Origin of the sequence: Fodinibius roseus (assembly GCF_900129315.1) — a bacterium.
In the GTDB taxonomy this organism is placed as follows: Bacteria; Bacteroidota; Rhodothermia; order Balneolales; family Balneolaceae; genus Fodinibius; species Fodinibius roseus.
The window spans coordinates 47,936-73,910 of record NZ_FQUS01000019.1 but is presented as its reverse complement, the minus strand read 5'-3'; the positions used below and the strand labels follow the sequence as shown (position 1 = coordinate 73,910).

General features: G+C 47.5%; 19 protein-coding genes. 8 read left to right on the top strand and 11 right to left on the bottom strand.

From position 1 onward, the window contains the following. Positions 1-8: 8 nt before the first annotated feature. From BUB16_RS15840 to BUB16_RS15830, 3 genes are all read left to right on the top strand, one after another. On the top strand, positions 9-869 hold the full coding sequence (locus BUB16_RS15840) for an MBL fold metallo-hydrolase (RefSeq protein ID WP_073066722.1): 861 nt from the start codon (positions 9-11) through the stop codon (positions 867-869). A 406-nt stretch (positions 870-1,275) separates the two neighbouring features. Beyond that, positions 1,276-2,961 carry a sensor histidine kinase gene (locus tag BUB16_RS15835; protein ID WP_170864429.1) on the top strand — a complete coding sequence of 562 codons (1,686 nt, stop codon included), beginning with the start codon at positions 1,276-1,278 and terminating at the stop codon, positions 2,959-2,961. A gap of 9 nt (positions 2,962-2,970) precedes the next feature. Further along, positions 2,971-3,675 (top strand): response regulator transcription factor, encoded by a 705-nt coding sequence (locus BUB16_RS15830; protein WP_073066716.1) that lies wholly within the window; start codon positions 2,971-2,973, stop codon positions 3,673-3,675. Between the two features lie 354 nt (positions 3,676-4,029). Here the strand turns inward: BUB16_RS15830 and BUB16_RS15825 are convergent, their stop codons facing one another. After that, positions 4,030-4,596 (bottom strand): NADPH-dependent FMN reductase, encoded by a 567-nt coding sequence (locus BUB16_RS15825; RefSeq protein ID WP_244545720.1) that lies wholly within the window; start codon positions 4,594-4,596, stop codon positions 4,030-4,032. A gap of 426 nt (positions 4,597-5,022) precedes the next feature. On the opposite strand from BUB16_RS15825, the gene BUB16_RS15820 reads away from it, so the two are divergent. After that, positions 5,023-6,474, top strand: coding sequence for an ammonium transporter (locus tag BUB16_RS15820; protein ID WP_170864428.1), 1,452 nt, complete (start codon positions 5,023-5,025; stop codon positions 6,472-6,474). Positions 6,475-6,528: 54 nt separating this feature from the next. Here BUB16_RS15820 and BUB16_RS15815 read toward each other — a convergent pair whose 3' ends face one another. Beyond that, on the bottom strand, positions 6,529-7,908 hold the full coding sequence (locus tag BUB16_RS15815; RefSeq protein ID WP_073066711.1) for a replication-associated recombination protein A: 1,380 nt from the start codon (positions 7,906-7,908) through the stop codon (positions 6,529-6,531). 276 nt (positions 7,909-8,184) lie between these two features. On the opposite strand from BUB16_RS15815, the gene moaA reads away from it, so the two are divergent. Beyond that, positions 8,185-9,186 carry a GTP 3',8-cyclase MoaA gene (moaA, locus tag BUB16_RS15810; RefSeq protein WP_073066708.1) on the top strand — a complete coding sequence of 334 codons (1,002 nt, stop codon included), beginning with the start codon at positions 8,185-8,187 and terminating at the stop codon, positions 9,184-9,186. 150 nt (positions 9,187-9,336) lie between these two features. Here the strand turns inward: moaA and BUB16_RS15805 are convergent, their stop codons facing one another. Continuing rightward, complete coding sequence (locus BUB16_RS15805) at positions 9,337-10,548, bottom strand: molybdopterin molybdotransferase MoeA (protein ID WP_073066705.1); 1,212 nt, start codon at positions 10,546-10,548, stop codon at positions 9,337-9,339. 163 nt (positions 10,549-10,711) lie between these two features. On the opposite strand from BUB16_RS15805, the gene BUB16_RS21820 reads away from it, so the two are divergent. After that, positions 10,712-11,875, top strand: a complete 1,164-nt coding sequence (locus tag BUB16_RS21820; RefSeq protein WP_211483209.1) for an NTP transferase domain-containing protein — start codon at positions 10,712-10,714, stop codon at positions 11,873-11,875. A gap of 222 nt (positions 11,876-12,097) precedes the next feature. After that, a complete protein-coding gene (locus BUB16_RS15795) occupies positions 12,098-12,937 on the top strand; it encodes a uroporphyrinogen-III synthase (RefSeq protein WP_073066703.1) in 840 nt (279 codons plus the stop codon). A gap of 104 nt (positions 12,938-13,041) precedes the next feature. Here the strand turns inward: BUB16_RS15795 and BUB16_RS15790 are convergent, their stop codons facing one another. The 8 genes from BUB16_RS15790 to nirB form a co-directional block, all read right to left on the bottom strand. Continuing rightward, on the bottom strand, positions 13,042-13,452 hold the full coding sequence (locus BUB16_RS15790) for a molybdenum cofactor biosynthesis protein MoaE (RefSeq protein ID WP_073066700.1): 411 nt from the start codon (positions 13,450-13,452) through the stop codon (positions 13,042-13,044). 77 nt (positions 13,453-13,529) lie between these two features. Further along, positions 13,530-13,772: a MoaD/ThiS family protein gene (locus tag BUB16_RS15785; RefSeq protein ID WP_073066698.1), complete on the bottom strand. Its 243-nt coding sequence runs from the start codon at positions 13,770-13,772 to the stop codon at positions 13,530-13,532. A 20-nt stretch (positions 13,773-13,792) separates the two neighbouring features. Continuing rightward, on the bottom strand, positions 13,793-15,268 hold the full coding sequence (locus BUB16_RS15780; protein ID WP_073066695.1) for a ferredoxin-like domain-containing protein: 1,476 nt from the start codon (positions 15,266-15,268) through the stop codon (positions 13,793-13,795). Positions 15,269-15,447: 179 nt separating this feature from the next. Then, positions 15,448-18,951: a nitrate reductase gene (locus tag BUB16_RS15775; RefSeq protein WP_073066692.1), complete on the bottom strand. Its 3,504-nt coding sequence runs from the start codon at positions 18,949-18,951 to the stop codon at positions 15,448-15,450. Between the two features lie 108 nt (positions 18,952-19,059). Then, entirely contained in the window at positions 19,060-20,421 is a 1,362-nt protein-coding gene (locus BUB16_RS15770) for a NarK family nitrate/nitrite MFS transporter (protein WP_073066690.1), read from the bottom strand. A gap of 165 nt (positions 20,422-20,586) precedes the next feature. Further along, positions 20,587-21,540, bottom strand: a complete 954-nt coding sequence (gene moaCB, locus BUB16_RS15765; RefSeq protein ID WP_073066687.1) for a bifunctional molybdenum cofactor biosynthesis protein MoaC/MoaB — start codon at positions 21,538-21,540, stop codon at positions 20,587-20,589. Between the two features lie 179 nt (positions 21,541-21,719). Next, the gene (gene nirD / locus BUB16_RS15760) at positions 21,720-22,073 is read right to left on the bottom strand and encodes a nitrite reductase small subunit NirD (protein WP_211483208.1); all 354 of its coding nucleotides are present in this window, start codon (positions 22,071-22,073) and stop codon (positions 21,720-21,722) included. A gap of 72 nt (positions 22,074-22,145) precedes the next feature. Continuing rightward, complete coding sequence (nirB, locus tag BUB16_RS15755) at positions 22,146-24,674, bottom strand: nitrite reductase large subunit NirB (RefSeq protein WP_073066681.1); 2,529 nt, start codon at positions 24,672-24,674, stop codon at positions 22,146-22,148. Positions 24,675-25,018: 344 nt separating this feature from the next. Between nirB and cobA the strand changes: the two genes are divergently transcribed. Then, positions 25,019-25,789, top strand: coding sequence for a uroporphyrinogen-III C-methyltransferase (cobA, locus tag BUB16_RS15750; RefSeq protein WP_073066678.1), 771 nt, complete (start codon positions 25,019-25,021; stop codon positions 25,787-25,789). The last annotated feature ends 186 nt before the right edge of the window (positions 25,790-25,975 follow it).

Here is a 25,975-nt window from a genome sequence, read left to right as displayed (position 1 = left end):
TAAACGCCATGCAAATCGGATCGCTGACGGTAGAAATACTGAGTGAGGGGAAGTTCGAAGTTTTCCGGGACGGACACATCAACCGTTTTTCGGAAGACGAGGAGCAATCGTCTGATAACTTAGCGGAAATGGGGGTAGGCAGGCAATCTACCATAGTGGGCATTAATCCGATACTGGTAACATGCGGGGACCGGAAAATCTTGCTGGATACCGGCCTGGGCTGGGGACTGGATGCCGTGAGCAGTTATACCGGTGTTTCAAATATCAGCACAAACCTGGCTATATTCGGACTTGCACCGGAGGATATCACCCATGTGGTTCTCAGCCACCTGCATTATGATCATGCCGCCGGCTGCTCCTATATCGATTCTGCATCCTGCACCCGGGCGACCTTTCCGAATGCCATGTATTACCTGCATAAAGAAGAGTGGAACTTCGCCCTTGAACGGACAGCCCATGAGTCGCACGCAAGATGTACGGGCTATCAGCTGGATGAATTTTACCGGCTGATGGCGGACGACCGCGTACTGCTGGTGTCCGGAAAAACAACAGAGCTCATCGAGGGTATTAGCCTGCTTCATACCGGGGGACATACCCCCGGCCACCAGGTGGTATACCTGCAAAGCGGTGATGAATGTGCCTGCTACCCCGGAGAACTCATCCCCTCTTCGCTGCATCTTAACTATTACGGCAGCCATCAACAGGATTCCGACCCCATGCAGGCAAAGAAGGCGAAAGTCCGGCTACTCAAGAAAGCATACCGGGAACAAGCGGTCCTGTTGTTCTATCATTCACAACACGGCCAGTCGGGACGACTGATCAAGGATGACGACAAGCATTATGTTCTGGCTGATATAGCCGGGAAGTAGAAAAATAATTTGCAGTACGCAGTGAAGCCAGCTTCCGGATAAACACACATTGACACCATATCATCCATATTTTTTCCTTATAATACACATGGATCACGAACAAACGTAATTCGAATGGATAAACCCAGGCTAACCGCGTTTTGCGGTGACGTTTTACATCATTTTTTATCGAATAAAGTGCAAAAAAATGTTAACAGTTATACATTTTGTACTGTTTGATACTTAACTTTTAGAAGCTTTTGATAAACCGGGAATTTTAATCAACATCTAAACCCGGGCACATTTAAAACTACAGCATACAAGAAATATGTCAGGATGTTGAATGTGCCAAAATGCAGATATCGGCCAAAAGAACGGTTGTGCAAAGCCTTCTTTTAATACGATTCAATTCAAACGACAGCTTATTATGAAACGGTACGACTCTCTGCGTTGGATATTATTGGCTGCCGGGGTAATCGCTATTCTGGGGCTCACCAGCATGAACGTCTATTCGCTCTATGAGCTTCACGAGAGTACCATTCAGGTCGATCGCCAGCCCAAGAAGCTGCAGGTTGCTGAATTTGCAGACAAGGTCCGATATCGCTTTTTCAAGCCTTTCTGGGGACTTAGTTCAACCAATATGGAGCGCTTGAAATCCCGGTTCAGTCAAGACAACCAGTTCACTACCGCCATCCACAAACGGGTAAAGCAGGCAGCAACCGATTCCATTTTTAAAGACATCTATTTTATTCCCTCCAGTCTGGATGGGTGCGGACAAGGTGAATCCATTTTAAAGTATGATCCTGAGAAGGAAAAACTGGTTTGGAATGATAGCTATCCAGCAGCCGTATGCGACGGCATGGGCATTGCACGGACCCAGATGAAGGCACTCGTCAAAGACTATAAGTATAATAATAAAGTTATCTTTGACACCAACCGAAGTGTGACTCTCGCTTTTATAGATCCCTCTGAGCACACCATCTTCGGATATCTTACGATGCCCCTTGACCAGGAGTACCTTAAAAATGATTTTCTTCCCTCTGCACTGAATAAACACTTCGGGAAATCCCAACAGGCCGGGGTAAATGTATGGCTGCGTGACTGGACAAATGACAATATTATTGCCAGCAGTGATCCCGGCGTACCCTACGATCACGATAAAATCCAGTTCAAGCAGCGTTTTCCCGATTTCTTCGACAATTGGAAACTGGAAGTTTCCTTCACCAACACGCCAACAATAGAAGCCTCAAACTCTTCGCTGCTAAAAAATCTTATTGTTCTCGGGGCGGCTGTCCTGTTGCTGCTCGGATCGCTGGTTTTTATGTTCATGTCTGCCCAGAAAGAGCGTGCGTTAGCGGAACGACAGGCCGGCTTTTTGGCCAATGTCACTCATGAATTAAAAACACCACTGGCCGTCATGCAGGCCGCAGGCGAAAATTTGTCCGACGGACGGGTAAAGGATCAAACACGTCTCAAAAATTACGGCACACATATTTATAACGAAGCGGTACGGCTGCGCAGGATGATTGAAAAACTGCTCGATGTCGCCAAAGCAGATGCCGGTCAGTCGCTTATTGAGCCCCAGCCTGTGAATCTCGATCAGCTTGTACAAAGCTACATTGATGAACAAAAATCCTATATCAAAAGCAGGGGCTTTGCGCTCGATGTAGCTATTGAAAATGATATTCCCAAGGCCATGGTCGATATAGACAGCTTCGAGACCATCCTGGGCAACCTTGTGGAAAATGCCCTCAAATACAGCAATGAGGAACGTTACCTGGGTGTTTCACTCGAAGCGGATGACGATAACATCACTCTTAAAGTGGAAGACCACGGCGTGGGTATGCCCAAAAAGGTGATCTCTCATATTTTCGACAAATTTTACCGGGCGGAGGATACGCTGACCGCCCAAACAAAAGGTCATGGACTGGGACTTTCCATTGTAAAAAGCCTGGTGGAGCTGAACGGGGGAAGCATCAGAGTATCAAGTGAAGTGGGTAAAGGATCGATATTTACCGTCACCTTCCCCACCCTTGTCAATAGCCCCGTTGAAGAATCCCAGGCTTCTGCTGTTGATTCGTCAGCCATGCGTTCTCCTTCTTTAACACCATAAGCAAAAATTATGTCCGCTGAATCTAAAAAAATAATTATTGTTGAAGATGAACCGAGTCTTGTTTTTACACTTGAGGATACCCTTGAAAATGAAGGTTATCATACCTTTGTAGCGGAAAAGGGAGACGACGCCGTTGATATTGTCAAAAATGAAGATCTCGACCTTATGATTCTGGATCTCATGCTGCCCGGCATGAGTGGCTACGACGTCTGCAAGAAGGTAAGGGCCATGAACTATACCTTTCCGATCATCATGCTTACAGCCCGGGATCAGGAGATCGATAAGGTCACCGGCTTAAATATCGGCGCAGACGACTATATAACCAAGCCGTTTGGTGTAAAGGAGCTACTGGCTCGCATCCAGGCCCGCCTTCGCCGATCGAATCAATATGCCAAAGCCAAACCCATCAATGAATTAGAGCTCGGCGATATTCATATAGACCTGAAAAATGCCCGGGCCGACCATCCCGAACGGGGCGACATCGAATTGACGACGCGTGAAGTAGAACTGATCCGCTATCTTGCAGCCCATGCCAATGAACCGGTTTCGCGGGATGCGCTGCTCGAAAACGTATGGCGTTATGAATTCAGCACTAATACCAGGACGGTGGATGTCCATATCTCCAAACTTCGGTCCAAGGTTGAAATGCATCCCGATAATCCGAAATACCTCGTGACCCTGCACGGAGTCGGTTATATGCTGAAGATGAGCTGACTTATCTGTTATCAGAACCTGCCGATTGCTAAATTCCGCCTCAGGGAGTAACCTGGTTGTTGGCTATTTGTTATCGGTTATTTGAAGTCTTCGAAAAACCAGGAATTCTGTTCACGATCAAGGCCAGAGGAAGGGTGTCCTCGCAGCATATCACCTGTATGTGAGGAATTTCAACCGACCGATAACGCCGACGCCGACATTGGCCAAAAGAACGGTTGTGCAAAGGCTTCTATTAGGAACCCCCCGGCACAGAACCCGCTTCCGGACACTCCCTCAAGGAAAAATGGGACTATTTTTCACGTATGTAAAACCTAACACTCTCTATGGCTAACATTTACTATCGAGAAATTCGGATTAACCATCAGAAGGAGCCGTTCCTTCCATAAAATCACGCACAAAAGGGACAAAATTTTTTATCTGCGACTCCAGGAGCTCCTGTTGAAAGGCATCCTTAATCCCCTTTTGGTCATCAAAATTTTTGTTAATGCGCGGAATAAATACGCGTTCCGGGAAAACATGTGCATTGCGATAGCCAATTACCTGCTGAAGCTGTTCCACGGCCCGCAGGGCGCCGAATGCCCCGTTGGCTTCTCCCACCAGGGCTACCGGTTTTTTATGAAGGCTTTCCGGAAAGGGAAAATAATCAATAAAAAGTTTTAAGATTCCCGGGTAGCCGCCGTTGTACTCCGGACACACTATAACCAAGCCATCGGCCTGAACTGCCTGACCCACAAAAGCATTGACATCCGGGATATGCTGCCCATACCTGCCCCCGCTCACCTGTTCTATCGGAAAGTCCTGCAGATCGATAATCTCTGCTTCTACCCCCTCCTGCCGGTATTTCTTCTGCAAATACCGTGATACGCGAAGTGCATATGAGTTCGGGCGATCCGTACCGCTGATAATGCGTAGGTCAATCATCTCTGGCTGAAGGTGTGGGTTAAACTGGATTAAAGATACCATTTCTGTATGAAATAAAAATACGTACTCACCTGAATTTCGTCTCATGAAATTCATCGGGGTAATGATAAATTACAGAACAGTGAATGGGCTGTACGCTCATATATGGAAACAGATTTTTTTGCTCACCACATTATCCGGTAAAACTTTCAGGCTCCGGGGAATTAGGAATTAGGAATTAGGAATTGAGAATTGAGAATTGAGAATTGAGAATTGAGAATTGAGAATACTGGCCACACTTCACATCTTTTATTATTAATCATAAACATAATATTAGGTTAATAATTTATTTATTTTAATGAATTTATATTAATTATTTTTGTAAATTTGAATTTACTTATTATTATTACAAAGTAAATAACTTTGCATCCTAATATTCTAACTAAAATGATCCGAAATACTAAAATTCTTGTGCTTGTTGGTATATTCATGTTCCTGGATCCCCTCTCCACCGTTGCCCATGATGGCACTACCCTCGTTTCTGCCATCGAAATGCCGGAAACTTCCACCGGTAAGGCCTTCGCCGATCTGCTATGGGTCATGATTGCCGGGTTTCTGGTTTTTTTTATGCAGGCGGGATTCGCCCTCGTTGAAACGGGTTTTACCCGGGCAAAGAACGTTGCGAACATTATGATGAAAAACCTGATGGACTTCGGACTTGGGACCATCGTTTTCTGGGCCGTCGGCTTTTCCCTGATGTATGGCTCCGATGTCTGGGGTCTTTTTGGTTTTGGAAATTTCTTTTTATCAGAAGCGGTCGGCCCTGATGGCACGATCGACGCCTGGATGTACGCCAACTGGTTTTTCCAGGCGATGTTTGCCGCTACGGCTGCAACGATCGTTTCCGGCGCACTGGCAGAACGCACTACCTTTACGGGCTATCTCATGGTGACTGTCCTTATTACGGCTTTTATCTATCCTCTTGTCGGTCACTGGGTCTGGGGCGGCGGATGGCTTTCGAAGCTGGGGTTTTACGATTTTGCCGGTTCAACCGTGGTCCACGGCGTTGGCGCCTGGGCGGGACTCGTGGGTACTTGTATTCTGGGTCCCCGCATGGGACGCTTTGTTGACGGAAAGGTGAATGCGATTGCCGGTCACAGCATGGCTCTTGGAACGCTGGGCGTTTTCATCCTATGGCTCGGCTGGTTTGGTTTTAACGCCGGCAGTACGCTTAGTGCTGATGTTTCGTTTGCACGTATCGCTGTCATAACCAATATCGCTGCGGCCGGCGGAGCCGTATCCGGGATGCTCACCGCCTGGTATTATACGGGAAAACCTGATTTGGGGTATACGCTCAACGGCGCCCTGGCCGGACTGGTGGCCATTACAGCAGGAGCAAATCTCGTCTCACCCGCTTCCGCTCTAATCATCGGGCTTACAGGGGGGATCATCATGTATTATGGCACACGTTTTCTCGAAAAAATGCGGATCGATGATCCCGTAGGAGCTATCCCCGTTCATGGTTTTGCCGGCATATGGGGAACACTCGCCGTTGCTCTTTTTGCACAGGCACCCTATGCTACCTCCTTTACGGGACTGTTCTTCGGGGGATCCGCCTATCAGCTTCTCATCCAGTCCGTAGGTATTATCACCGTTTTAGGATGGACAGCCGGTACAGCCTATGTCGTTTGCAAAACCATTCATCGAACACACGGGTTACGTGTTTCTGAAATTGAAGAACTAAACGGACTCGACCAAAACGAGCATGGCACAACTGCATATCCCGATTTCTTTGGTGTGGATGAAGCCCGGGATATGCTCGACCTGGAGACCGAACAGGAACTTGCTTTGGTCAAGGAAAAGAAGCTGAAAATCGAGTTGAACCCCCACAACCCATAAAACCCATACACTAATCCCCCCACAGGGACCAGACTCTGACCGGGCCTGGTCCTTTTATTTTCGAGCTTCACTGTGAGAATACGCTTCTTTAATCTTCTGCAGCCGCTCCCACAGCTTATTCTCGCGGCCCACTTGTCCCGGCTCATACCACTCCCTGTTCCGAACCTCCTCGGGCAGATACTGCTGCGGGGCCCAGTGGTGATCATAGGAATGAGGATAGATATAATCGTCCGAAGCATTTTCAACGCCCAGGTAACGCGACTGCTTGGAGTTTGCCGTTTTATCGCGCAGATGGGGCGGCACGGCACCGATGCCACTGTTTTTGACTTCGCGACGGGCCGAAAAAATAGCGCCCGTGCTATTGCTCTTTGGTGCCAGTGACAGGTAGATACTGGCATGAGCCAGGAAATACAGTCCCTCGGGCATACCGCATTTGGTAAATGCCTCGTGCGCCGAATTGACCAGCGAGAGCGCATGCGGATCAGCCATTCCCACATCTTCGGAGGCCAGGATCAGCATACGCCGGAACAGGAAATTGGGATCCTCTCCGCCTTCCAGCATCGCGGCCATCCAGTACAGGGCCGCGTCGGGATCGGAGCCGCGCATGGACTTAATAAATGCCGAAGCATAATGATAGTGCTCGTCCCCGGTGCCGTCGTACCGCACGCTGCGCTTTTGAATACATTCCCGGGCGATCTCCAGGTCGATATGAATCATGCCCTCTTCATCCGGTTCGCTTGACAACACGGCTACCTCCAGAGCATTCAGGGCATTTCGGATATCCCCGCCCGCAAAATCCGCCAGATGATTTCTTGCCGGTTCGGTAACCTCGATATTTTTGTTGCCCAACCCGCGATGCTCTTCCTCTAACGCCCGGCCAATCATTGCCAATACATGATCCCTGGTAAGATCGTAAAGCTCAAACAGCTGGCAGCGTGAGAGCAATGGACTGACCATGGTGTAGAATGGATTCTCCGTTGTAGCTCCGATCAAGGTAATGATTCCGGACTCCAGATGCGGGAGCAGCGCATCCTGCTGGGCTTTGTTCCACCGGTGGATTTCATCCACAAACAGAATGGTCTTGCGCCCGTTCATCTGCTGCATCTTCTCCGCTTTGGCGACCACTTCTCGCAGGTCTTTTATCCCATCCAGGACGGCGTTAAGCACTACGAACTGAGCATTGATTTCACGCGATATGACGTGGGCCAGCGTTGTCTTTCCGGAGCTGGGGGGACCGTAAAAAATAAGCGAACCGATAACACCGGACTCAATCATACGCCGCAGCATCTTGCCTTCGCCCACGATGTGCTTTTGTCCCACAAACTCCTCCAGCGAGTGGGGACGCATACGCGTAGCCAGCGGTTCGTGGGGATTCGTGGAATCGGATTGTGAATCATCTCCATGATCGTCGGAATGCTCGTTAAACAAATCCATGACTTACGTTTGATAAAAAATTTAAAAACGGAAGTTAAGAATATCCCGTCAGCCATTCTAAATTTAATTATTCCCCTAAGGGAAATTTCTAAATAATCGGTATTACGAAATTCGATCATTTTGAACAGGCGACGTTTTTTCAGCTGCCAGCAACAATACCCATACTTAATAATATTATTAATTTTACTTTAAATGATTATTTATTTAACTAAATATCCGTTAATTATTTATATATATTATTAATTATTGTAATTTTAATTAATTTTGTTGCTACTCATGAGTTCTGACCGTTCTGTTATTTATGATAATCACGGCCGGCCTATTACCTATCTTCGCCTGTCCGTAACCGATCGATGCAATCTGCGGTGCAAATATTGTATGCCGGCTTCCGGAACAAATTTTTTGCCGCGCGAAGCATTGCTGTCCTATGAAGAGCTCGAACGTGTTATCACCATTCTTACGGACCTGGGAATATCCAAGATCCGTATCACCGGGGGCGAACCTTTTGTTCGAAAAAATTTAATCGACTTCATCACCACTATCAGCAACAACAAAAAACTTGAGAAAATTGCCCTCACTACCAACGGCACGCTCCTGTCCCCGTATATTTCACGTCTGCAACAAATAGGGATTACCTCTGTTAACCTGAGTCTTGACACGCTGGATTCTGATCGTTTTGAGTCGATTACACGAAGAAATCAATTTGACCGGGTGATTAAGACCTTCCATCTCCTTAAAAAGAGCTCTATTCCCTTTAAAATCAATACTGTGGTGATGGAGGATGAAAATATTAAGGATATCATCCCCCTGGCCGAACTCACGCGTTACAACGATCTGTCGGTACGGTTCATTGAAGAGATGCCCTTTAACGGGGAGGGCGGCAACGGCTCCGCACTTACCTGGACATACGACAAAATCCTGAATCATCTCAAAGACGAATATCCCCATTTAGAAACGATATTCTCTGGTCCCCACTCTACCTCCACTAACTATAAGATTCCGAATTACCGGGGAAAACTGGGTATCATAGCAGCTTTCAGCCGTACATTTTGCGGGACTTGTAATCGGATACGCATCGATTCCCAGGGCACCCTCAAAACCTGTCTCTATGACAGCGGCGTTCTCAACATCAGGGAAATTCTACGCGATGGTGCCAGTGATAGAGAAATCCGCACCCTCTTCAAACACACCTTTAAACAGCGGCCCAAAGATGGGTTTGAGGCAGAAAAGAGAAGAAAAGACAAACTCAACGAGTCGATGTCGGTAATTGGCGGATAATGTTCTGCCGGTCCTAATTCGATAAAACTGCCGGTCATTTTCCCCCGGGAAATGTACCTAAACTCTGTCCGCCCATCCATAACATAGCCACTTAGCCTTTGGGATAATCTCCAGCCGTTTTAAAACCCGTGATGCCTGTGAAACAAGGCCTCACAACGATCGATACAGGAACAGGGGATAGCTTTCCCCGGCCGTAAAATGGGCCCGGTCTTCCGGCAACTCCAGGAAACCATCTCCCCTGCACAGGTTGACCAAATCACTGGATCCTTTCCCTTTGACCGGGGTAGCCTTCATAATACCATCATTATTAATATCTATAGTCACCTGCAAAAAATAGGTCAGTTTTTTCTTGAAGGTATAATCTGCAGTAAGCTGAGCCCTTAATACATTTCTTTTACGCATCCCCAACTGCTTTTTCAGCCAGGGCAGGACATACCGGCAGCAGCAGGAAAAAGTAGAAACCGGATTCCCGGGAAGGGCAAAGACCACCGCCTCCTCAGATTGCCCGAACCAGAAGGGTTTGCCCGGACGCTGCCTTACTTTATGAAAGCGTTTTTCCACCCCTTTTTGCTCAAGTAACTCCGGAATATAGTCTAACTTTCCTCTGGAGACGCCCCCGCTTAGAATCATCAAATCAAATTGCCCGATTATCTTATCCAGTTTTTCCGCAATCTCAATGCGATCATCATTCAGATGAAACAGCTCTGCTTCCATATGCAGCTCTCGCAGCGCGGCGGATATAGTATAGGCATTCGACCGGCGTATTTGGTGAGGGAGCGGACGCTGACCGATGGGCACCAGTTCATCACCCGTAGATACCACGGCTACCTCCGGTACTTTCGAAACGTTCAGCCGTGTTTTCCCCACCGTGGCGGCTACCCCGATTTCGGCCGGGCTCAGAACCGTTCCCTGATCAATCACCCGCTCCCCCCTCTTCCGATTGGTCCCTGTTGGATGGATATTCTGTCCCTTTGCTTTGGGACCTTTTTGGATAACCGCTGAGATTTCTTTTCCATCCTGCTGGATGTTAATATCCTCATACCGGATCACCGTATCCACATTTCCGGGTAATATAGCCCCGGTCATCACTTCCATACAGTGCCCGTTACCATCCATGAGCTGTTTAGGTTCCCCTGCTTTTTGCAACCCCTCTACCGGAAACACGCTCTGTCCCTGCTCCCACTTGTCATACTGAATTGAAATACCATCCATCATCACCCGGTCAAAAGGAGGTAAATCCCGATCCAATGTTATCGGTTCCCGCAGAATCATTCCAGCGGTATCAGAAACATCAAGCTTCTCCGTTTCTACCTCCAATCGTACCCCGTCAATAATACCTTCGGCCTCTGCTACTTCAATCATAAACAGATAATAATTAATTTAATTAAATTACTAATTAAGTTAACAAATTATTGATATAATTAATATTTTACTAACTAAATTAATATTTTGTATCGTGCCTGCTGGAAAAATAGTTTTTACATATACTATGATTCCCAACAATGCCAAGGAACAACAACAGATAATGCCAAGGAATAAGAACAGGCAAACTCATCAAAAACACACTGTTTTAGCTAAAGCGGACCACGGTACATTCGGCAGAAACGAGCTGGCTATTGCCGGCACTACATGTCCGGCCGTTCAAAAGCTTGCCGCTCAACTTAGCAAATCGTTATCCCAAAAGTACCGAATCGGTTATGTAGATGCAGAGCATTCAAACGAGACTAATTCTGATCAGGACCGTGCAAAAACGTACACGGATACGGACCTGGTCCATATTCGAACAGAATCCGCCCAAAAGTTCAATTGTAGAAAGGGACTGGATAACTATCAGGCCAGATCAATGTTTAATGAAGCAGACCTGATACTTCTCAACGGCAATCATTTTGATGCCCAAAACCAGCTTACGGTCATAGACCAGCGAAAGCCGGTAGCCCCGGAGCGTCTAACCAATACCAAAATAATGGTATTGCAGGAAGGAGTAACCCATGTACCTGATTACGTGAAACAAAATATAAAAGAGATAGACCGGATCCCCGTTTTTAAAATTGAGGAAACAGGGAAAATTGTCAGTCGAATAGATCAACTTTTAGAGGCTGCCACACCCTCGTTGAAAGGATTGGTATTGGCCGGTGGAAAAAGTACGAGAATGCATACCGATAAAACGCGCTTGGACTACCATGGTAAACAGCAGCGCCTGTATCTCTATGAACTAATGGAGGATTATTGCAATGAGGTGTTTCTCTCATGCCGGAAAGATCAGAAAAAGGGCATTCCGGGGAATTATAACATCATTACGGACTCTTTTCTTGAAATGGGTCCCCTTGGAGGCCTGCTGTCAGCTTTTAGAGCGTATCCAAACTCGGCCTTCCTGGCAGTGGCCTGTGATCTGCCGTTATTATCTCCCCAAACCTTGCAGGCTCTGGTAGAAAACCGGAATCCTTCAAAAATTGCTACGGCGTTCCAAAAGAACGAAAGCAGATTCCCGGAGCCCCTCATTACCATTTGGGAGCCCAAAAGTTATCAGGTACTTCTAACGTTTCTGGGTATGGGTTACTCCTGTCCCCGGAAGGCATTAATCAACGCTGACATTCAGCTATTGGATCCTCCTGATCCCCGGGAGCTCATGAATGCCAATAATCCCCGCCAATATGAGCAGGCACTCGCCCAATTAGCTCATACTTCCTGAGCTTCGCCTTGCTCAGGGACAAATTTTTGGGAGAAGCAGGTACTCGCAGCTCATTAGGAAAACAGGATTTGTAATAAAAATCATTTAATTTTATATACCAATAGCCTATACCAAAGGGCGAGGCTGTAAACCAGCCCATGGCTCGGTTTTTTAAGTAATTACAACACCAGATCATTCGGCAACTGCTCTCATTTTCATTTCAAGTTTGAAAAAATCTATATCATGAATTCCACAAATCCACTCAATAATATGACTGCCGTGGCCTTTGAAAGCCGAATGGCCGACTCGACAGCACAACTACTGCAGCGAAAAGGAGCCCGGGCAATCAGCGCCCCCTCCATGCAGGAAGTGCCCCTGGAGAACCATACGGCTGTATTTTCATTCGCTGAGCAATTGTTTGACGGCAACGTTGATATCCTCATTTGCCTGACGGGCGTGGGGACAGATATGCTGGTAAAAACTATGAAGACTAAGTATGACTGGGAAAATATACACCAGGCACTATCGGGTATTACGGTTGTTTCGCGCGGTCCCAAGCCGGCCAAAGCACTTCGTAAGCTGGAGATCCCGATTAATATAAAAGTTCCGGAACCCAATACCTGGAAAGAGCTGTTGGAATCCCTTGCCGATAACGAGTTAACCTCTGATTTAAATGGAAAGCTCATAGCCATACAGGAATATGGGGAACCGAATGAAAAGCTAAACAGGGAATTAGAGGCACGCGGTGCTGAATTACTGCAGACCTCTATCTATCGCTGGGCACTTCCGGATGATCTCGAGCCGTTAAAAAAAGGCATCCGTGCTATCCTGGATAGAGAAACCGATGTCGTACTGTTTACCAGCAAAACACAGGTCAACCATGTGATGAAGGTAGCAGATATCGTGGCGTCTAAAGAGGAGTTGCGCAAGGCCCTGGAAGAGGTGGTGGTGGCATCCATCGGCCCTGTTTGTTCTGGTGGACTGGAATCCCATGGAATTACGGTTGATTTTGAGCCCTCGCGACCCAAGCTGGCTATTTTCATTAATGAAATATCAGAAAAGCTCCCAAAAAGAATAAACTAAAGAACAAACATAACAAATCACTCATTGAACTTACTGTATAAAAATAACCTGCTTTCTGTAGTGAATAACATTTGGTTAAAAAAAATTTAAAGCTGTAATTTACTTCATGGATGCGCGGCCACCCAGATTTCCTCATCTTCAAAAAACTCTTTCTTCCAGATGGGAACCGTTTCTTTGAGGGTATCAATCACAAACTCACATGCTCTGAATGCCTCTTTTCGATGAGGGGAAGAAGCAGCAATGACCACGGCAATATCCGATATCCGAAGGTTACCGGTACGGTGAATAACTGAAATATTCTTTATTGGCCACTGGTCGACTGCCTCATTCACGATTTTCTCGAGTTCCGATATGGCCATCTTATCGTAGGCTTCAAAGTCGAGTTTTACTACCCGTTTGCCATCGGTCATGTTGCGGACCGTGCCAATAAATACAACTACAGCGCCCGCCTCTGCCGAGGAAACTTCATCAATCGCTCGTTGCACGTTGATAGGCTTGGATGTCAATACAATCATACCTCGTTTATTGATTAGTGAGTGAGTAGTTGCTACTGGTCACCAGAATTTCTGACAACCAATAACTTATAACAAAATCATCCTCCGCTTACCGGGGGGATGAGGACTACCTCGTCCTGTTCATTCAATACTAAATCCCGGGGGGCATACTCCCCATTGACGGCAACCAGCAACGATGTAAGCCGGCCGAGTTCAGGATATTCCCTTTTAAGTTCTTTTCGTAACGAAGATACATCCGACGATGAAGAAAGGCAGTACTTCAATTCTGTTTGACCGACGATCTCTTTCGTTATTCCATAAAGCTTTACATTCAATCTCATAGTCTGTTATCTTTTTATATTTAAAATTCCCGACTCACTTCTTCTCCCAGGTCCATTTCGACTTCCTGAAATGAAGACTTGGGAGCCTCACACACAGGACAGTGATAGCTGCCCGGAAGTTCATGAAAAGCGATCCCCTCCGTAATACCTGACTTCGGCTCCCCGTATCGTTCATCATAGGTCGTCATACAATCCGAACATTGAAATACGGTTTTCAAAAACGTTTTCCCTTCCTGCTTCTCCCATATTCTATCTTCCTTTTCCTTATTCATTTCTTCGTAGTATATCCTGCTCAGCTTCATCAGAACTTCCGGGAGATTCCTCTTGGAGACATACATTCCAAATGGGATATAATACTCCTCATTGGGATCAAAATTCTTGCTGTAAAACACATTATAACGCTTTAAAATGTCATATTTTCCAAACAGCCGGATACTCGGCTGTGTAAGAATAGCAACAGAAGTAAACAGGTTAACCGGCGGCTCCTTGATAGAAAACGTTAGTCCATACGTACTGATATCGTGCCTGTCAAACACATCAACCAGGTATTTTTTCAACTTCAGAGCTGAATCATCAAGTACGGGCAAATGCCAGTTAAGCTCGAGGGAAGAGTGTCTCAGATTGATCCCGTTATTACCACACAAGAGCTCCCACTTCGACCGGTCTTCCTCTGAAATGTCCTTAACGATAAAGGACTTCCAGGGGGTAATGATGATTCTTCCACAATTCGTCTGCTCACAAAGATTGCATACCTTATCTAAAAAAGAGATGGTATAGCGATTGTTTCGCCAATACAACCCCAGCCAGTACTTGTTACCGGCCATTTTATTTAATCCTTCATAATAGGGAAAGGGCTCGGAGGGATAATCCAAATTCGTGTCAATGGTCCTGCTATTAGTACCCACCTTCTTATTTATTACTTCAAATAATTTTTTGGCAGATGCAATACTTTCCTTTTCAGATCTAAAATAATACTCTTCTATGGCAGCGGCTATCTTTCCTATATCCCGGCTGTAAACCAAAACCGGCCATCGCTGCCGCTCACCAAAGGAATTGAACTTTACAAACAGATACCAGTAGTCCTCATGGTCGGAAGCTACAAAATTAAGTTGTCCGTTAAACAACGGGACCAGACTCTGTTTGGGATCTGTAATATTTATTTTTAACCGGGGACGATAGTCAAAGTACTCAAGCACATTAAAATAGGTTCCCGAAGTGACCCATGAAGTACTTGCCATTAAATCCACCGCGACATAGGATGTAACGATATTCTGATACCGCCGTCCACTCCATTCGTAATTCGTCTGAATCGAACCAAACTCCTCATCCAGTTTCTTTTGATCTACCTCATCACCCGGAAACATAATATCCTGCCTCGACCCGAAATGAACCACCTCATTCCCCAGATCCCGGGCAATGCCGATAATCTTTTTTAAGTCCCTGGGGGTTAAAACGCCACCGGGAATAAACGCTCGGATGAGATCAGTTTTTTTCATAGCAGATTTAGCAGTTACTGACGTTTTTATATTTCGTGTCAAGGATCAATTTTGGTTTTTTGTTATCAGCCAACGGGTTATTAGTTATTCTTTGGTTGCTCAGCTTTAAGTTGAAACCTTCACTTCTCCGATTAAAACTCCTTTCTTTTCACTTTTTTACTTCTTCCTGTTCATTGATTCTACTGCTTTAATTTCACTGTAGCCTGTTCAAGGATTGCTTTTACTTCGGGCTTACAGCTTCCACAACCTGTTCCCGCCCCGGTTCGGTCACAAAGCTCCTTAAAATCATCACTTCCCTCACGAATGGTCTCTCGCAGGTTCCCGTCCCCTACGTTATTACAGGAACAGACGATCTCTCCTTTCAGCGGTGTCAGTGACTGCCCTGAACGCAACAATTCTTTTCGCCGGTCAGATAACTCCATTCGTTCATCCATTAACCGGCGAAACTCATTGAACTCCGTCTTATCTCCCATCAAAATGGCGCCTACCAATCGGTCCTGACAGACTATGCATTTTTTATAAAATCGCTCGCTTTTATCCACCAGTACAATTTTTTCATATTCGGATCCACCATCGGGAATTTCTGTCATGCCCAACGAGCAAAGCTCGAGGTCGGGAAACTTCAAGATATTCATAGAAACCGTACCCGAATAGGTGCTGGAAAGGTCACCAGAGATATAGGAAGCGACAATATCCGCTTGCTCTTCAGCTGCAGCCGTGATTCCATTCATGGATCCCCTGTACTCCGCAATCTCTCCAATAGCATAAATATGGGGATCGCTGGTTTGCAGATGCTCATTAACCACTACGCCACGCTTACATTCCAGACCTGCTTCTTTTGCCAGACCGATATTCGGACGAGTGCCTATCGCATAGACCACCGCCTTGCAATCCAGGAACTTACCGCTTTTCAATGACGCATGAATCCCATCATCCCGCTCAGAGAGATGCTCAATTTCATCGTTAAAAATCACATTAATGCCACAGTCCCGTATGTGTTCATATAACAGTTCACTCGCAGTTGGATCGAGCTGTCGCTCCATGAGCCTTGGATTGCGATGCACCAGTGTAACTGATATGTCAACCTTTTGGAGTGCAGCTGCCATCTCTAATCCAAGGAGTCCCCCGCCTACAATTACGACATGGCCTGCTTTGTTTGTGTACTCTATCAGATCTTCAGCATCACTGCGATGACGGATGGTAAACACCCCCGGTAAACGGGGAATACCTTTCGGGAAATTAGCACGACTTCCGGTAGCGAGCACCAGCTTGTCGTAGGAATGATCTTCGCCATTCGAATCCGTAATAAGTTGTTTTTCGGGGTCTATACGCTCCACGCTGATGCCCTCATGCATAAGGATATCGAGTTCTACGAGCTTATCGGACTTCATTTTTTTCAGCTTCATCCAATCCGACTCGCCACTGATATAGTCAGGAAGCATCACCCGGTTGTAAAACCAGTCATACTCTTTGGAGAATACTTCTACCTCGTCTTCCGCGTTGTATTCGCGATAACTATTGACAAACTGGAAACCTCCGGCCCCGGCCCCGACAACGATGACCTTATCATGCTCTTTGTTAAATTTTGATACCTCAACGGTTGAGAATTTAAAGTCAGGTTCCTTCGAAACCGGATCTACCCTGTCGCTGGTCAAATTATTCGCTCGCGGGAAATCCTTTTGGAGCACCTTCCCCCAATGCATCGGAATGAATACGACACCGGGTTTAACGGCCTCTGAGTGTATAGCTCGCACACGCACCTCTCCCCGTTCATTCGTTACTTCAACCACATCTTCATTGTCAATACCCCGCTTTTGGGCATCCTCAGGATGTATGTCTACATACGCTTCATCAATATGCTGATTAAGCCGGCTCACCTTGCCGGTGCGGGTCATTGTGTGCCATTGATCACGGATTCTCCCCGTCGTCAACACCAGGGGATTATTCTCACCCGGGCGTTCGGGTCTGCCTTTATCCTGAGTATGAATCTTAGCACGTCCATTCTGGGTATAGAACTCGTGATCCGTAAACAAACGCCGCGTTCCTTCCTGGGCGCCCTCGGGAAAGGGCCACTGTACCGTTCCATTTTGCTTTAAATACTCATGACTCAACCCGCTGATATCAATATTGGTTCCCCTGGTGAGCTTACAATGCTCAGCGAATATGTCAGCGGCCGTATCAAAATCAAATCCACGGTAGCCCATCTTCCGGGCAAAACGACACAATATCTCAGCGTCCGGTAGAGCCTCGCCAGGTGCTTCCACCACTTTATTCAAATAGCTGATCCGGCGATCGGAGTTGGTCATCGTACCCTCCTTCTCCAGGTAGCCCGCAGCCGGCAACACCAGGTCGGCATAGTCAACGGTCGCGGAATCCTGTGAGATATCCTGGACGATTACAAATTTGGCTTTTTCAAGTGCTTCTTCGACCATGGCGGAATGAGGAAGGCTCACCACCGGATTGGTACAAATGATCCAGATCGCTTTCATATCCCCGCTTCGCAGGGCGTCAAACATTTCGGTTGCCGTATATCCGGGCTCTGCGGGGACTGAATTGACATTCCAAAGGTCCGCCACTTCCCGGCGATGTTCCGGATTACCGAGATCACGGTGCGCGGAAAGCAGATTGGCCATCCCTCCCACCTCGCGTCCCCCCATAGCATTGGGCTGCCCGGTCAGTGAAAAAGGTCCCGCACCGGGTTTTCCGATCTGGCCCGTAATGAGGGAAAGATTAATGAGCGCCAGGTTTTTAGCCGTACCATCCACGCTCTGGTTAAGCCCCATCGCCCACATTGAAATAAAGCCGTTGGCATCTCCAATCCATCGGGCAGCCTGCTTAATTTCCCGTACTGGCAAACCACAGGTGTCGGCTGCTTCCTCCAGCGGTTGTGACAGAACCCGGGCTCTGAACTCTTCAAATCCATCCGTATGCTTTTCGATAAACGACTCGTCAATTCGGCCGTTTTCAATCAGGCAGCGCGCGATGGCATGGTATAAGACCGTATCGGTCCCCGGATTCAGCTGAAGGTGAAGATCTGCAATCGAGCAGGATTGCGTCTCCCGGGGATCGGCCACGATAACTTTAACATCCGGATCCTTCTCTTTATGGGCTTCAATGCGGCGAAAAAGGATAGGATGGCACCAGGCGGGATTGGCACCGGTTATGAAGAAGCAGTTGGCCAGCTCGATATCATCGTAGCTGATCGGCGGCGAATCCTCCCCCAGGGATTTCTTGTACCCGGCTACGGCTGAACTCATGCAGAGCCGCGAGTTCGTATCGATATTGTTGGTGCCTACAAATCCTTTGGCCAGCTTATTGACCGTATAGTACTCCTCGGTAAGGCACTGCCCGGAGACATAAAAGCCTACCGAATCGGGACCGTATTTATCAATAAAGGTACCGAACACCGCCGCCGCCCGATCCAGGGCCGTATCCCAGTCTACGCGTCTGCGGGGCTGACCCCGCGCCCATCGCATCTGTGGATGGAGTAACCGGTCGGAATGATCGGACACCGTATAATGCAGGTTCATTCCCTTGGAACAGAGCATCCCCTTGTTCGCCGGATGTGATTCATCGCCGGTAATTTCAATCTGTCCCCCGACGTTCTTTTCCACAATAACACCACATCCTACTCCACAATAGGAACAAGTAGATTTATATTTTTCGGTTCCGGTTTGATCCATAGTTATTTAAGTCTTGCATATTTCATAATATCTCCCACTCCGTAAGGCTTTTCCCGGCTGTATGCCGAGCTGCAACATTTATTCAACCTTCTGTCATGGCCTCAACCTTCAATCTGCATAGGCCGGCTCTAACTCGGGTTCCAGTTCTGACAATGCCTCTTCCAGCTCGTATCTCGCCTCTTTTTCATCGGCCATGGAGAAACGAATGGTAAAAGAGAGAAAGGAAACGACCGTAACCACACCCCCGATAATAAACAGCGCTTCGGGATAGCCTAAAGACTCATATTTAAACAGGAATCCGGCCATAACGGCGCCGGCATTGCCCCCGGCTCCCACAATGCCCGAAACCGCCCCAACAGCTTTGCGGTTCACAAAGGGAACGACCGAATAGGTGGCTCCTTCCGCCATCTGTACGCAGAGACTAAAGAAAATCATCGTTCCGATAGCCAGTGCAAGTGTCACCATACTGGAAAAGAGCATAAGGGCCACCCCTTCTAACAATAACATAACGAACAGGAATCGAACCCGGCCCTTGAGCCCAAATTTAATACCGAACGTGTCGCCCAGATATCCACCGGCCGAACGGGCAAATATATTCATCAGGCCAAACATTCCGGCAATGAGTCCGGCGGTCTGCAGGTCCAGCGAAAAATAATCGTGGTAATAAATAGCCGCGATATTATTAATCGTCAGTTCAATACCAAAACTGGCGCCATAGATTACAAACAGGCTCCACACCCGATAATCCTTCATCACTTCCCTCATTGATACATCAGCTTCCTCCTCTTCGCCCTCAAGCTCTGCTACGGGATCCACTTCCAGCTCAGAGAAGTTTCCTTCGGGCGTATCGGTTGTATAATGGTAGTAGAGGAACCCCAATACAATCATGGCTATTCCCGGAACGATCATCGCATACCTCCATGCCGAGGACTCCTCGAAACCCAGAAATACGAATCCGGCAAAAATGAGCGGCATAATCACTTGGGTAGCTCCTCCCCCCATATTCCCCCACCCCGCGGTCGTGGCATTGGCAGTGCCCACAACGTTATCCGCAAACATAACCGAGGTGTGGTATTGGGTTATCACAAAGGAGGCGCCGATCACACCGATAGCCAATCTGAACAGCAGAAACGTTTCATAACTATTGCTCAATCCGATGCCGATAACGGGAATGGATCCCAAAATCAGCAAGACGGCATAGGTAAGACGCGGACCATATTTATCACAAAACCGGCCGATAAATATCCGGGCAATCACCGTAATAGCCACTGAAGCGATAATAGTGTTCCCAATCTGTGACTGGGTCAGGTCCAGTTCCTCACGTATAACAGCCATCAGCGGTGCAATCCCAAACCAGCCAAAGAAACAGAGAAAAAACGAGATCCAGGAAAGATGAAAGGTCCGCATGTGCGGGGCCGCAAAACTAAAAATATTAATACTTGTCGCTTTGTTGGTATCGGTAGTTTTCATAGTAACAATCAGTAGATAATCGTTTAAAGGCTTAAAAATCGGTTTTAGTCACAGGCGACTGTAATGGAATACAGAAGATATCGGGTACCTTTTTGCCGGGAACACGGGGATTGGTTCAAGACACTATTTGAAATAGATTAACCGGGAGCATGTTTTGTTCAGAAGTCAGTTTTTTATCCTGGCGGGCCGTAGCATTTTCCTGGCATAGAATACTCCCGGCAGGATACCTCCGAGGCTTTGACGCAGTCCGTCGGAACTGCCGGGCAGCGTCACTATAAGCGTACTTTTCAGGATTCCGGCAGTCAGTCGCGACATCATGGCCAGCGGAGTTCTTTGCAGCCCGTGCAGTTCCATAGCATCCACGACCCCGGGGGTTATTCGCTCGAGGATCCCACGGACCGCATCGACCGCCCTGTTATCCGGTCCAAGCCCGGTGCCACCCACCGTAAATACAAATGGGATATTCCTATCCGCCCACTCTTTGAGCTGGGCCTGGATGGCTTCCCGGCGGTCAGGTATCACCTTAAAATCAACGATATCAGCATAATGCTCCCGGAGCATTTGTTCAATAATCGGTCCCGCGCGGTCCGCTTTTCGACCGGCGGCAACAGAGTTCGAACAAATGAGCACGGCAGCTTTATTTTGTTTCCCTACCACCTTCTTCAAATTGCTTTTGCCGCCTGTTTTATTGAGCAGGCGCGTCGTCCTGATTTCGACTTCATCTCCGAGTGGCTTCAGGAGGTCATAAATCGTTAGGGCGCTGATGGAAACCGCCGTCAGCAACTCCATCTCAATACCGGTTCGTCCGATCGACTTTCCCCCGGCGATAACAGCAATTCCAAATGCTACCTCCAGCTTTCCGATATCCTCTCTGCAATTACCGTCTTCGATATAGCTATAAGAGATATCCAGCGCATCAATCGAAACCGGATGGCAGTGTGGTATCAGGTGATGGGTCTGCTTGGAGGCCAAAAAGCCGGCCGAACGGGCTACATCCAACAAGTTACCCTTGGGAAGCCTATCTGACTTCACCCGCTCCAGTGTCGGGCGGCTGCAACTGACAACGGAAAGCGCTTTACCGGAGCGCAGCGAAGAACTCTTGCCAGAAATATCTCTCATAATTTTCAACTATTTTAAGGTTCGAATTGTGCTATCACATTTCCCGATCTTTAATCCCCCTGAACGGCTATGCCAAGCGTCCCCCCCTGAAAAGAACAGTGAACAGGTTGTCAGGGGTGGACACCTGACACAAGCTGATGCTAATATGGGAACCACGGGGGAGATTATGGATTCCGGAATTAATCTGTTGTGAGCCCGATATATACATATCCATCCTCCACTTTCACCGGATATGTGGTAACCGGTTCTTCTTCGCCATTAATATTTTCACCGGAACAAAGCGAGAAAGCTTTTTTATGAAAGGGACATGCCACTTTGGGCTCTCCCTTCGATTCTCCGATCATTCCACGGGCCAAAGCCATCTCCTTTTTGTGGGGACACATATTCTGGCAGGCAAACCACTCGCCGCGCCGGGTAAAATTGAAGACCGCAATCTGCTTGTCTCTATACTTAACACAGGCTCCCCCGTTTTTGGGAAAATCTTCCACTCGGGCCGCTTTGAACCATTTCTTGACATTCTCGTGCGCTTGCATTGTTCGGGCTGAATAGGTCTTTAAGTTTGAAAGTTTGATAAAGATATGTGGCATTAGGAATACGGATGACGACTAACCCTTTTCTTTCCAGCCGGCGGGTGCGGGTACGGGCTGTTCGCGATAGTCCTTGAACTTTACGCTGGGATCCACATCATCGGAGTTGACAAAGTGGGTAAACCGTTCCCTGAGTTCGGGATTATTGACCACTTCTTTCCACTCGCAGGAATAGACATTGATCAGCTGCTGCATTTCTATTTCGAGCTCCTCTCCTATCCCAAGGGAGTCTTCAACCACCACCTTTTTCAGGTACCCGAGACCGCCCTCCATTTTATTCAGCCAGGTGGACGTACGATTCAGATGTTCGGCCGTCTTAATGTAGAACATCAGGAAGCGGTCCAGATATTTTATAAGCGTTTCTTCATCGAGATCGGTAGCCAGAAGTTTGGCGTGCTGGGGGTTGGTACCGCCATTACCGCATACGAAGAGGTTCCAGCCCTCTTCCGTAGCGATTATACCAAAGTCCTTAGCCTGGGCTTCCGCGCATTCCCGCACACATCCGGAAACCCCGCCCTTAAGCTTATGTGGTGCGCGAAGGCCACGGTATCGCTCTTCAATTCGAATAGCAAAAGAAACCGATTCATGCAGTCCGTACCGGCACCATGTGGAACCAACACAGCTCTTAACCGTTCGCAACGCCTTGCCATAAGCGTGGCCGCTTTCGAAACCGGCCTCAATCAGATCCTCCCAGATATCGGGAAGCTGATCGACACGGGCACCCATCATGTTGATGCGCTGGCCGCCGGTAATTTTAGTATAAAGACCGTATTTTTTAGCCAGCTCGCCAATAGTGATCAGCTTATCCGGAGTAATCTCTCCGCCGGGCACCCGGGGTATAACCGAATAGGTACCCCCGCGCTGAATATTGGCCAAAAATCGATCGTTGGTATCCTGGATGGTATCTCGTTCTTCTAATACGTGCTCATTAAAAGCGCTTGCCAGCAACGAAGCCACAGCGGGTTTACATTTCTCACAGCCATCGCCTTGTCCCACTTCATCCAATAATTCATCAAAGGTGTGTATCTCCTTCACCTTGATGATATCAAACAGCTCCTGGCGGGTGTAGTCAAAATGCTCACAAATTACTTTGCGCACCTCCCTGCCGCGCGCTTCCATAGACTGGGTCAGCAGGTCATCGAGCATGGGTACGCAGCCGCTGCAGCCCGTTCCCGCATTCGTGCACGATTTGATACTGTCGATATCCTCTTTGCCCTCTTCTTCAATGACATCACAAATTTCTCCTTTAGTCACACTTTCACAGGAACAAATAATGGAGTTATCCGGAAATTCGTAGACCTTCTGTCCCCCGCCCGATTCTTCATCGCGATCGCCAATAATCAGATCAACCGGATCAGGCGGAAGTGAAAAGCCGTTTTGGGCTATCTGAAGAAGCATATTGTAGTCGTCGGCATCGCCTACAAGCATCCCGCCCAGCAGACGATCGCCATCATCCGAGACGTTGATGCGCTTATAAACACCTTTCGCCTTGTTGTCTATTATGACTTTCTTACTGTTTTCTTCCGATTCGCCAAAGGCGTCTCCAAAACTGGCTACATCCACGCCTACCAATTTCAGCTTGGTTGACATGTCGAATTCCGTAAACTTCTCCTCGCCGCCGGTAAGATTTTCTACCACTACATCGGCCATCTCATATCCGGGTGCTACAAGACCATAGATCATGCCCCGGTGTAAAGCCGACTCCCCAATAGCATAGATATCCGAATCGCTTGTTTGCAACTGGTCGTCAACAATGATCCCCCCGCGTTCTCCGACTTCAAGACCCGCTTTTTTTGCCAGCTCATCGCGTGGTCGAATACCTGCGGATATGATCACCATGTCGGCTTCCAGGTGGCCGCCATCTGCAAAATCGAGGTATTCGGGCGTCCCGTTACCCCCGATCAGGGTTGTATTTTTATTTAATAATATCTCCAGGTCCAGCCCTTCGAGCGCTGTTTTCAAAGCACCGGCCCCAATTTCATCCAGCTGCCTGGGCATAAGGCGGGGAGCAAACTCAATTACACTTGTTTTCAGTCCCAGGTCCATAGCCGATTTAGCTGCCTCTAAACCCAGCAAACCACCTCCTATGACCGCAGCCTTGCTGGCTCCTGCAGCATATTTCGTGATCGCTTCCAGATCCTCAATTGTGCGATAGACAAAGACCCCGTCTTTATCTACTCCATCTATGGGTGGAACAAAGGCACTGGATCCGGTGGCAAGGATGAGCGTATCGTAAGTGACGGTTCTACCTTTCTGCGACGTAACGGTTTTATGTTTCCGGTCCAAATCTACAGCCAATTCACCCGTATACAGTGCAATACCTTTCTCTTCGTACCACTCCTCCGGGGCCATTTGGAGATCATCTTCATCTGCCCCCGCAAAGTAGGAGCTTAGCTGAACGCGATCGTAGGCTGGCCTGGGTTCTTCTCCAAAAACAGTGATGTTAAACGCCTCATTACCTTGTTTTGCGACAAGTTTCTCGCAAAACTTGTATCCTACCATTCCATTTCCGACAACTACGATCTCTTTTCTGTCTGATATTTTCATAGTGCAATTAAAATTGCTGGTTTTTTACTTACCATTTATGAGCTCCCCATTAACATCTTCGCTTACCGATTACAGTAAATAGATTAGTTAATTTTTAAGTTTTAATTTAAATAATTCATAATTAATTTATGCAAAGAATTAATTTTACCTCTAATACTAATGCAAAAGAAAGATATTGTCAACAATGAATTTTAAAAATCGAATATCCGGTTATTTGAGTACCGTCTCAGCGACAACCCCATTATCAGCAATCGGTATGCCTGCCCACACCTGCAAAACCCGTCGACCTCTTCTGAGAATGTTTCGTCAAAAGAATAGCCAAACCAATTGTAAACGTTGAAGGCATGGAACGGTCAAAATTAATTTTACTAGGGGCAGGCCCGGGTGACCCGGACCTCATCAGCGTTAAAGGCGTTAAGGCACTTGAACAAGCGGAGGTGGTACTTTACGATACCCTTTCACACCCGGCGTTACTGGAATATGCGCCCTCAGCCGCCGAAAAAATTTATGTAGGTAAAAAGGCGGGCTCCTGCCAGAATAGCCAGGAAAAGATCAACAACCTCATTGTTCAAAAAGCCAATGAAGGCCTTTGTATTGTTCGACTTAAAGGCGGGGATCCGTTTATCTTCGGAAGGGGACATGAAGAGCTGGCTTACGCTCGCGCCCATGATATTCCCGTTGAGATTATTCCCGGTATATCGAGCTGTACCTCCATCGGAGAGCTGCAAACAATTCCACTCACAAAACGAGGAATTAATGAAAGCTTTTGGGTTACAACAGGCGTGACCAGAAATGGCGGGGTTTCAGAGGATATTGAACTCGCCGCACAAACGACGGCTACCGTTGCGATTCTGATGGGAATGAGGAATCTCCAAAAAATCACTGCTATATTCGAAAAAAACGGCAAGGCCAAAACACCAGCTGCCGTTATTCAACAGGGATCTTTGCCGAAAGAAAAAATAGCCCTGGGTACGGTTCAAACGATCGCCGGTGAAGTAAATAAACAGGGCCTAACCAATCCGGCCCTTATCTTAATTGGGGAGGTAGTTGGGCTGCATCCGAAATTTAAAATTCCCGGTAATGCCGAAGATCATATGGGAATCTGCCGGACGTAGGTCATGGTAAGCGAGAATTTCAATTAAAAATACATCCTGTGATTTTTTAGACAAACAGTGGTACTATGTAACGAAAAAGAGCTCGAAATCCGGCCAAACTCGTCGGATTCGCAGTAGATTTTGCTGAGTTCCACATACTCTTATACACGCTTTTGACTGAAAGTGCCCACCTGCAGGCCATATCTT